The organism is uncultured Streptomyces sp. (assembly GCF_947488945.1).
Lineage (GTDB): Bacteria > Actinomycetota > Actinomycetes > Streptomycetales > Streptomycetaceae > Streptomyces.
The window spans coordinates 1-4,500 of record NZ_CANLBS010000052.1; the positions used below are offsets into that span (position 1 = coordinate 1).

The 4,500-nt window shown below is 69.0% G+C and carries 1 protein-coding gene; it reads left to right on the plus strand.

The window, feature by feature from the left end:
* Positions 1-12 precede the first annotated feature (12 nt).
* Positions 13-4,500, plus strand: a 4,488-nt coding sequence (locus Q0994_RS33720; protein WP_299542514.1) for an SDR family NAD(P)-dependent oxidoreductase, incomplete at its 3' end; no start/stop codon positions are given.

Below are 4,500 nucleotides of genomic sequence, written 5' to 3' on the forward strand. Positions count from 1 at the left end.
CACTCGCCGCGCATGGAGCCCATGCTCGCCGAGTTCAGGAAGGTCGCCGCAACCCTCACCTACAGCGAGCCGCGTATTCCGGTGGTCTCGAATGTGACGGGCACGGTGGTGTCCTCGGAACTCACCGACCCCGACTACTGGGTGGACCATGTCCGCAGCGCCGTCCGTTTCACCGACGGCATACGGGCACTCCGTGAGGAGGGTGTGACCCGGTTCCTGGAGCTGGGCCCCGACGCCGTATTGACCGCGTTGGCCCGGCAGACGGTGGACGAGGATTCCGCCGTGACCGTCTCTGCGCTGCGGGCGCGGAGGTCTGAGGCGGAGACGTTCGCGGAGTTCCTCGCACAGGCGCATGTCGCGGGTGTGGGGATCGACTGGGAGGCGTTCTACGCCGGAACCGGCGCCCGCCGCATACCCCTGCCCACGTATGCCTTCCAGCGCGAACGGTTCTGGCTCGCTCCCAGTACGGGCAGTGGCGACGCGGTCGCCGCGGGTCTCGGGCGGCTGGACCATCCGATGCTCGCCGCAGCGGTCGCCCTAGGGGACCGTGATGAGTGGCTGCTCACGGGGCGTGTGTCGACCGACACTCAGCCCTGGACGGCGGAGCACGTACTGCTTGGCAACATCGTCGTCCCCGGCACCGCACTGGTCGAGCTGGTGCTGGCCGCCGGCCGCCACACCGCCACTCCGGTGATCGAAGAACTGATCCTGGAGTCCCCCTTCCTCCTTGAGGAAGGCAATGCCGTCCAGGTGCAGGTGACGGTCGGCGAACCCGACGAGGACGGCCGCCGCGCCGTCGCCGTCTACACCCGTCCTGAGGTTGCGTCCGAAGCCGACGCGGAGGGCGGCGGAGGCGCGGCGGAGGCGACGTGCCATGCGCGGGGTGTTCTCGCGCTGGAAGCTGAGCCCGCAGAGGCGTGGCCCGTCGAGTGGCCGCCGGAGGGCGCGGAGCCCCTGGCGGTAGAGGAGTTCTACTCGCGGCTGAGCGACATCGGCTACGACTACGGCCCGGTGTTCCAGGGCCTGCGGGCGGCTTGGCGGGACGGCGACGAGGTCTACGCCGAGGTCTCCCTCACGGACGAACACCTCGATGCGGCAAAGGCGTTCGGCATCCATCCGGCGCTGTTCGACGCCGCGCTGCAGAGCGGTGCGGTCCTGCTGATCGACGGTGACGGCGGCGAACGCCGGATGCCGTTCAGCTGGTCCGGCGTACGCCTCTCCGGCCGAGGCGCCTCTCGTCTGCGGGTACGGGTGGCGTCGGTCGGCGGCTCAGCACTGAGGCTCGATGCGGTGGACGACGCAGGAGCGGAGATCGTGTCGGTCCGTTCCATCGTCGCCCGCCCTGTCGCCTTGGAGCAGCTCGAAGGGTCGCAAAGGGCGGGAAGCAGCTCGCTGTACAAGGTCGATTGGATCCCCGTCACGGAAACCGCACCGGCCGACGCGCGGATCGCGGTACTGGGCGGCCCGGAGCACCCGGACCTTGACGCCCTGGTTGCGGGCCTGGCAGACGGTGCGGAAGCGCCCGATCTGGTCCTCGCCGAGGTCAAGGGGCAGGACGAGCAAGAGGACAGCCCGGCTTCGGTCCCGGCGCGGACGCTGGGGCTGCTGCAGGACTGGCTGGCGCGCGAGCAGCTCGCTGATGCGCGGTTGGTCGTTGTGACCCGTCGGGCGGTCGCGGTGGCGGATGAGTCTCCGGATCTGGCGTTGGCCCCGGTGTGGGGTCTGGTGCGCAGTGCGCAGTCCGAGAACCCGGGCCGGTTCGTGCTGATAGACGTGGATGGTGAGGGTGAGGTTCCGGGCTGGGGTGCGCTGGCCGCTCTGGAGGAGCCGCAGGTCGCGGTAAGGGGCGGAAGGGTTCTGGTGCCGAGGTTGCAGCGGGCCGCTGCCACCGCGGCTGCCGCACCTGCGCTCGACCCGGACGGGACGGTTCTGATCACGGGTGGTACGGGTGGTCTGGGTGCGCTCTTCGCCCGGCACCTGGCCGAGCAGCACGGTGCCCGGCATCTCGTGCTTCTCAGTCGTCGTGGTCCGGACGCACCCGGTGCGGCCGATCTGATCGGGGAGTTGGCGGTGCTGGGTTGTGAGGCCCGTGCCGTGGCTTGCGACGTGTCCGATCGTGAGGAGCTCGCCGCGCTCATAGCCTCGTTGGAACGGCCACTCACTGCTGTGATTCATGCGGCGGGTGTGGTGGACGATGGCGTGGTCACGTCGTTGACGCCGGAGCAGCTTGCTCGTGTGATGGGGCCGAAGGCTGATGCGGCGTTGCACTTGCATGAGCTGACGGCGGGGATGGATCTGTCGGCGTTCGTGCTGTTCTCGTCGGTGGCCGCGCTGATCGGGAGCCCGGGACAGGGCAACTACGCCGCGGCCAACGCGGCTCTCGACGCTCTTGCGGCGCATCGCAGGGCTCAGGGTCTGCCGGCCACCTCGCTGGCGTGGGGTCTGTGGGCGGATGCCTCCGGCATGGCCGGCGCCCTGGACGAAACCGAGCTGGCGCGCCTCGAACGCCACGGTGTCGGCGCTCTGTCCACCGAACTCGGCCTGGAACTGTTCGACCAGGCCCAGCGCGTCGGTTCGGCGGTTGTCGTGCCGGTACGGCTGGACCTCGCGGCGCTGCGACTGCAGGCGCGGGCGGGTGCTCTGCCCGCCATGCTCCGTGGGCTGGTGCGGGTGCCCGCCCGCCGTGCGCAGAGCACGGGCGGTTCGCTGGCTGAGCGTTTGGTGGGTGTGTCGGAGTCTGATCGTGAGCGGGTGGTTCTGGAGCTGGTTCAGGCCCAGGTGGCCGCGGTGCTCGGTCATGCCACGTCCGCCGCGGTGGTGCCGGACCGTGCGTTCAAGGAGATGGGCTTCGACTCGCTGGGTGCGGTCGAGTTGCGTAACCGGCTGACGCAGGCGAGTGGCGTACGGCTGCCTTCGACGTTGGTTTTCGATCACCCGTCGCCTGTGGCTGTGGCGCGTTTTCTGCTGGCGGAGGTCGGTGGGGATGTTGTCGCTGCGAAGCGGCCGGTGGTGCGGGCGAAGCGGGCTTCGTCCGGGGCCGATGAGCCGTTGGCGATCGTGGGGATGAGCTGCCGGTATCCGGGTGGGGTGTCTTCGCCTGCCGAGTTGTGGGAGCTGGTGTCGCAGGGGCGGGATGCGGTGTCGCCGCTTCCGGACGACCGTGGCTGGGACCTGGAGCGGTTGTACGACCCGGATCCGGAGCGGGTCGGCACGGTGTATACGCGGGGCGGCGGCTTCATCGGTGACGTTGCTGATTTTGATGCGGGGTTCTTCGGGATCAGTCCGCGTGAGGCGTTGGCGATCGATCCGCAGCAGCGGTTGATGCTGGAGGCGGCCTGGGAGGCTGTCGAGGATGCGGGGATTGATCCGACGTCGTTGCGTGGGTCTGACACGGGTGTCTTCTGTGGTGTGGTGACGTCGGATTACGGCGGGGTGATGCCGCCGGAGCTGGAGGGTTTCCGGCTGACGGGGACGACGTCGAGTGTGGTGTCGGGCCGGGTTGCCTACAGTCTGGGCCTGGAGGGTCCGGCGGTGTCGGTGGATACGGCGTGTTCGTCTTCGCTGGTCGCGATGCATATGGCGTCGCAGGCGTTGCGGTCGGGTGAGTGCTCGATGGCGCTCGTCGGTGGTGTGACGGTGATGGCCGGTCCGTTCCTGTTGACGGAGTTCAGTCGTCAGCGTGGTCTTGCTCCGGATGGTCGGTGCAAGTCGTATGCGGCGGGTGCGGACGGGACGGGGTTCTCGGACGGGCTGGGTCTGCTGGTGCTGGAGCGGTTGTCGGATGCTCGTCGTCTTGGTCATCGTGTGCTGGGTGTCATTCGTGGCAGTGCGGTGAATCAGGATGGTGCGAGTAATGGTCTGACGGCTCCGAACGGTCCGTCTCAGGAGCGGGTGATCCGTCAGGCGTTGGCGAATGCGGGTCTGTCGGCTGCTGAGGTGGATGCGGTCGAGGGGCATGGGACGGGTACGCGGTTGGGTGACCCGATCGAGGCTCAGGCGTTGCTGGCGACGTACGGGCAGGAGCGGACGGACGGTCCGCTGCGGCTCGGTTCGATCAAGTCGAACATCGGCCACAGTTCCGCCGCTGCGGGTGTCGCGGGTGTGATCAAGATGGTCATGGCGATGCGGAACGGGAAGCTCCCGGCCACCCTGAACGTGGACGAGCCGTCGCCGCACATCGACTGGGAGTCCGGTCAGGTCCGCCTCCTGACGGAAGCCGAGGACTGGCCCGCGGGGGAGCGCCCGAGGCGTGCGGGTGTCTCCTCCTTCGGCGTCAGCGGAACGAACGCGCACATCATTCTTGAAGAGGCGCCGGAGGCTCCGGAGGTGCCGGCAGGACCTCGTGCTGGTGGTGAGCTGCCGGCGGTTCCCGTGGTGCTGTCGGGGAAGAGTGGGGTGGCGCTGCGGGCTCAGGCGGGTCGTCTGCGGGATCATCTGGTGGCGTCGCCGGGTTGGGGTCTGGTGGATGTGGGTCTGTCGTCGGTGTTGACGCGGGCGCAG